The 5,264-nt window shown below is 66.3% G+C and carries 6 protein-coding genes; 5 read left to right on the plus strand and 1 reads right to left on the minus strand.

Translation table 11 applies throughout. The annotated features are described in order from the left end of the window. Nucleotides 1-181: 181 nt before the first annotated feature. On the minus strand, nucleotides 182-1,396 hold the full coding sequence (locus L0D16_RS12135; protein WP_243032443.1) for a S8 family peptidase: 1,215 nt from the start codon (nucleotides 1,394-1,396) through the stop codon (nucleotides 182-184). Between the two features lie 72 nt (nucleotides 1,397-1,468). Here L0D16_RS12135 and pyrF point away from each other — a divergent pair, with 72 nt between their 5' ends. From pyrF to L0D16_RS12160, 5 genes are all read left to right on the plus strand, one after another. Beyond that, a complete protein-coding gene (gene pyrF / locus L0D16_RS12140; protein ID WP_243032444.1) occupies nucleotides 1,469-2,242 on the plus strand; it encodes an orotidine-5'-phosphate decarboxylase in 774 nt (257 codons plus the stop codon). Between the two features lie 5 nt (nucleotides 2,243-2,247). Next, nucleotides 2,248-2,799, plus strand: a complete 552-nt coding sequence (gene pyrE, locus L0D16_RS12145) for an orotate phosphoribosyltransferase (RefSeq protein ID WP_243032445.1) — start codon at nucleotides 2,248-2,250, stop codon at nucleotides 2,797-2,799. A gap of 4 nt (nucleotides 2,800-2,803) precedes the next feature. Continuing rightward, nucleotides 2,804-3,808: a hypothetical protein gene (locus L0D16_RS12150; protein WP_243032446.1), complete on the plus strand. Its 1,005-nt coding sequence runs from the start codon at nucleotides 2,804-2,806 to the stop codon at nucleotides 3,806-3,808. After that, entirely contained in the window at nucleotides 3,805-4,788 is a 984-nt protein-coding gene (locus tag L0D16_RS12155; protein WP_243032447.1) for an NAD(P)H-dependent glycerol-3-phosphate dehydrogenase, read from the plus strand. The genes L0D16_RS12150 and L0D16_RS12155 overlap by 4 nt, the downstream gene beginning before the upstream one ends. Further along, the coding region (locus L0D16_RS12160; protein WP_243032448.1) for a Uma2 family endonuclease at nucleotides 4,789-5,264 on the plus strand (476 nt) is incomplete at its 3' end. It abuts the gene before it with no gap.

A 5,264-nucleotide genomic window follows, 5' to 3' on the forward strand; every position in this document is an offset into this window, starting at 1 on the left:
TAACAAGGTAGCTGTACCGGAAGGTGCGGCTGGATCACCTCCTTTCTAAGGAGCAACCAAGGCCCGTTCCTGCGCTTTCAAGACCCCGTGGTCCAACGGTGTCAACCCCCGCAAGGGGGCTTTCTTTTTTCCGGGAAAGACCGCCCCCCGCCCTTAGGCGGGGGGTTTTCCTTGGGAAGGGCTAGAATCCTCTCACGTTCAAGAAGGGCTCGGGGTGGGGTTTACCCGACGTGTTCTGCCAGCCTGCGGTGCTCTCGGCGTTTTGCAGGATGGCCTCTTTCACCTGGGCTGGGGTGTAGTTGGGGTAGCGGGAGAGCACAATGGCGGCGGCTCCGGCCACGTGGGGGCTTGCCATGGAGGTGCCGCTGATGGTGTTGTAGCTGGAGGTGGAGGAGTTCCAGGTGGAGAGGATGGAGACGCCAGGGGCGGCAATGTCCACGTCGGGTCCGTAGTTGGACCAGGAGGGCCAGTCGTCTTGGCTGTTGGTGGCGCTTACAGTGATGACTTCGTCGTAGGCGGCGGGGGTATGGTTGGCGGCGTTGTCCCCTTCGTTGCCGGCGGCCACCACCACAGTGATCCGGTAGTCGCACACCGCTTTTTGGATGACGTTGTGGAAGGCGTTGCTGGAACGGGTGCTGGGGCAGTACTGACCGTCTTGGTCGTCGGTGCCGCTACCCCCCAGGCTCATGTTGATGACCTTGGGCTTGCCGCCGTTGTTGTGGCTGATCACCCAGTTGATGCCCTGGACGATGCCGCTGGTGGAGCCAGAGCCCGAGCCGGAAAGGACTTTCACCGCCCAAAGCTCGGCGGCGGGGGCCACCCCTAAGACGCCCACGCTGTTATTCACTGCGGCTACCGTGCCCGCCACGTGGGTGCCGTGGCCGTTGTCGTCGTCGTAGGCGGCGCGGCACTTGCCCCGGCACTTCACCACCGCATACCCCCCCATTAGGTTGGTGAGGTCCTCATGCCCCACCTTGATGCCGGTGTCCACCACGTACACGGAGACGCTGGCCCCCTTGGCGGTGGTGGAGGGGGCGCCGATGCGCTCCACGCCCCAGGGGATGGTCTGGGCGTAGGCCCTCACCTCCTGGTCCGGGGTCAGGGCGTAGACCCGGGGGTCTTGGGCTAGGCGCTGGGCCTGGGCGGGGGTGAGGTTGCGGAGGATGACGGCCCCCAGGGCCTCGAGGCGGTCCTCCGCAGGCACCGCGAGGCCGTGGGCCCTTTCCAAAGCGGCAAGCCGCTCAGTGAAGCGCCCGGCCATACCTGGGGAGGCCGTGGGCTCCAGGATGGCGATGTAGGTCTGGCCCGGTTCCCTAAAGGCCTGGGGGCTGAGGGTGCCCTGCTGTTGGCATGCGGCCAGGGCCAGAAGGCTTAAAGCCAGGATGAGTTTCTTCATACTCCCTCCTTGCGTTACGCCGGTAACTCTAGGCCCAAGGGGCCGGGGTTGTCAAGGCCTATAGTGGAGAGCATGGACTTTCTCCTCGCCCTTACCCGCCCGCCCTTGGTCCTGGGGGTGGATCCCAGGCCTGGGCTTCATGGGCCTGAACCCCTTCGGCATCTAAGGCGGTACTCCCTGGAGGTGTTTGAGGCCTTAGCGCCCAAGCTGGCTGCGGTTAAGTTCCAGCTGGCCTTTTTTGAGGCCTTGGGTCCTAAGGGCATGGAACTTCTCCTGGAGCTGGCCAGCGCCGCCCGGGTCATGGGCCTCCCGGTGATCTTTGACGGGAAGCGGGGGGATGTCGGCACCACCGCCGCGGCCTATGCCGAGACCTACCTTAGGCGCTTTCCCGGAAGCGCCCTCACCGTGAATCCCTACTTGGGCCTAGAGGCCCTCAGCCCCTTTTTCCAGGCGGCCGAGGAAAGCCAGGGGGCGGTCTTCGTCCTGGTCAAGACCTCCAACCCGGGCTCGGGCTTCCTGCAGGACCTAGGGGTGGAGGGAAAACCCCTTTACCTCCATCTGGCGGAGGCCTTGGCCCAGGCGGGGGAGGGGTACTGCGAAGGGGAGTGGAGCCGGGTGGGCCTGGTGGTGGGGGCCACCTACCCGGAGGCGGTTTGGCGGGTGCGAGAGGTGGCTCCCCGGGCCCCCTTGCTCCTTCCCGGGGTGGGGGCGCAAGGGGGGAGGCCCTTGAAGGGCCCCGGGCTTTTAAACACCGCTAGCCGCGCCCTTTTCTACCCGGGGGGCCGGCCGGATCTCGAGGGGGCGTTGTGGGCGGCGGAGGACTTCCTGAGGGCTTTGGTAGAGTAGGGGGGATGGATGTCCTAGAGCTCTACCGCAGGACGGGGGCCCTTTTGGAAGGGCACTTCCTCCTGCGCTCGGGGTGGCATTCGCCGGTCTTCCTGCAATCCGCGGCCCTTTTGCAGCATCCCCTCTACGCGGAGGCGGTGGGGGAGGCCTTGGGCAAGCTCTTTGAAGACGAGAAGGTGGATTTCGTCATCGGCCCGGCCTTGGGTGGGATCGTCCTTTCCTTCGTGGTGGCCAAGGCCTTGGGGGCCAGGGCCCTTTTTGCCGAAAAGGACGGCCAGGGGGGCATGACCCTGCGCAAGGGCCTCACCGTGAATCCGGGCGACCGCTTTTTGGCGGTGGAGGATGTGGTAACCACGGGGGAGAGCGTGCGCAAGGCCATCCGGGCGGCGGAGGCCAGGGGGGGGGTTTTGCTGGGGGTGGGGGCCATTGTGGACCGGAGCGGGGGGAAGGCGGACTTCGGTGTCCCCTTCCGGGCCCTCCTGAAGCTGGAGGTGCCCCATTACCCTCCCGAGGCCTGCCCCCTCTGCCGGGGTGGGGTGCCCTTGGAGGAGGTTTGAGGCCGTGCGCTCCCTGGCCTGGCTTCTCCTTTTCCTCCCTGGGGCCCTGGCCTCTTCCCCCGTGGAGTTGGGCCGCCAGGCGGTGGAGGCTTGGCTTGCCGGAAAGCTTTCGCCAAGCCTCGAGGAGGTCCTAAGGGCTTCCCCGGGGGAGGCCCCGAGGCTTTTGGAGCGCTACGCCTCTTTCCCGCCACCCCCTAAGGGTCTTTCCCTCAACCTGGATAGCCCCCAGGTGGAGGGGAACCGGGTCCTCTTCCCCGCGGCCGTGGGGGAGGAGGTGGGGGAGGTGGTGGTGGTCCTGGAGGGGGGGGAGGTGAAGCGGGTCTACTTCCGCCCCCAGGGGCTTTCCCTCCCTGGGTACCTCCTAAGCCCTTTGGCGGGGTGGGGGTTTTTGCTCCTTTCCCTCTTTTGGGCCTTTCTCCTCTTCCAGCCCTCCCCCTTCCGCGCCTGGCTTTTAGAGGCCCTGGCCCTTCTTCGCGCCTATAGAGGGCTTTACCTTTTCACCAACCTTTTCCTCTACGGCCTCTTTGCCCTGGGGGCCCTTTTGGCCTATGGGATGCCGGAGATGGCCAGGGCGGTCCAGGCCCTTTTCGCAGGGGCCCTCGAGGCCATGGGCGTGGGAGAGGCCACGGGGAAGGGGGTTCTCGTCCTGGCCGGGGTCATCTTCCACTGGAACTTCAGCCAGGGGCTTTTCCTCACCGGGCTTATCCCCGCCTTGCTCTTTGGCATCCCGGTTTTCCTTTTCAACGCCCTTCGTTACTTGGTCTTTGGCTTTGCCCTTTCCCCGGCCCTTTTGGGCCCCGCCTTCCTGATCCACCTACCCACCCTAATCTTGGAGCTTCAGGCCTACATCCTGGTCACCTTCGGGGGGCTGGTGCTTCTGGCCAAGACGGCGGGAGGGGAGGGGTATCGGAAGGGGCTTAGGGCCCTTCTCCTTGCCTTCTACCTGGGGGCCCTCTTCCTGGTTCTGGCTGCCTGGTACGAGGCCTGGGAGGTGAGCCTACTCCTATGAAGGTGGCCATCCTGGGGGCTGGGGCTTGGGGGACGGCCTTGGGGGTACTCCTCGCCAGCAAGGGGATCCCCACGACCCTTTGGGCCAGGAGAAAAGAGCTTGCAGAGGAGCTCCGCGTCCGACGGGAAAACAAGGACTATCTACCCGGGGTGGCCCTTCCCGCCTATCTCTACCCCACCGCCGACCCCGAGGAGGCCTTGGAGGGGGCGGAGCTGGCGGTGGTGGCCCTGCCCTCCAAGGCCTTGGAGGAAACCCTCCAGGCCTTGCCCCGGGCCCCCTGGTACCTTTCCGCCACCAAGGGGCTTTTCTTTAAGGAAGGGGGGCTGCACACCCCTAGCGAGGTGGTGGAGGCCTTGACAGGGAGGCCGGTGGCCGTCCTTTCCGGCCCCAACCATGCGGAGGAAGTGGCCCGCCTTCTCCCCACGGCCAGCGTGGCGGCAGGGCCTTTGCAGCTAGCCAAGAGGGTGCAGGAGCTCCTCTCCGGGCCTACCTTCCGGGTCTACACCAGCCAGGACCGGCGGGGGGTGGAGTTGGGCGGAGCCTTGAAAAACGTCCTGGCCCTGGCGGCGGGGATGGTGGACGGGCTCCGCCTTGGGGATAACGCCAAGGCGGCCCTCCTCACCCGGGGCCTTAGGGAGATGGTGCGCTTTGGCACCGCCTTGGGAGGCGTGGAGGCCACCTTCTACGGGCTTTCCGGCCTGGGGGACCTCCTGGCCACCGCCTACAGCCTCCACTCCCGCAACCGGGGGGCGGGGGAGCGGCTGGTGCGGGGGGAGGCCTTGGAGCGCCTCGAGGACCGAGGGGTGGTGGAGGGGCTTTATGCGGTCAAGGCCCTCATGGCCTGGCGGGAGCGGACGGGGCTTGAGCTTCCCATCGCCGAGGCGGTGTACGGGGTGGCCTATGGGGGGCTGGACCCTTTGAAGGCCCTTTCTGCCCTCATGGCCCGCGGACCCAAGGCGGAGGATGATAGGATGGCCTAGATGCTGGCCCCAAGGCTTCCCGTGACCCTCGAGGCCTATTTGCAGGAGGAGGCCCGCTCCCCGGTGAAGCGGGAGTACCTGCGGGGCCGCGTCTACGCCATGGCGGGGGCCAGCGCCCTCCACAACCGGGTGGCCCTCAACATCGCCGCCCGCCTTCTGGAGGCGGCCAGGACCAAGGGGTGCCGGGTGTACATGAGCGACATGAAGCTGAGGATTCGGGATGAGGCCGTCTACTACCCCGATGTGATGGTGGTGTGCCAACCCGGTCCTCCCCATCCCTACTACGAGGAGGCCCCCTGTGCCGTGGTGGAGGTCCTTTCCCCCGCTACCGAGGCTCAGGACCGGCGGGAGAAGCGGGCCCTTTACAGAAAAAGGGGAGTGCGGGGGGCCATAATGCCCCGGACCTTCAGTCCGGGGATACACGGACCCCCCACAGTGGGCTACACTAGGAGCAAATGGTCCAGCGGTGTGACACC

Source organism: Thermus altitudinis (assembly GCF_022760835.1).
Lineage (GTDB): Bacteria > Deinococcota > Deinococci > Deinococcales > Thermaceae > Thermus > Thermus altitudinis.

Coding starts and splice junctions, on each gene's coding strand:
- L0D16_RS12135 (WP_243032443.1), bottom strand. CDS start 1,396: ATGAAGAAACTCATCCTGGCTTTAAGCCTTCTGGCCCTGGCCGCATGC.
- pyrF (WP_243032444.1), top strand. CDS start 1,469: ATGGACTTTCTCCTCGCCCTTACCCGCCCGCCCTTGGTCCTGGGGGTG.
- pyrE (WP_243032445.1), top strand. CDS start 2,248: ATGGATGTCCTAGAGCTCTACCGCAGGACGGGGGCCCTTTTGGAAGGG.
- L0D16_RS12155 (WP_243032447.1), top strand. CDS start 3,805: ATGAAGGTGGCCATCCTGGGGGCTGGGGCTTGGGGGACGGCCTTGGGG.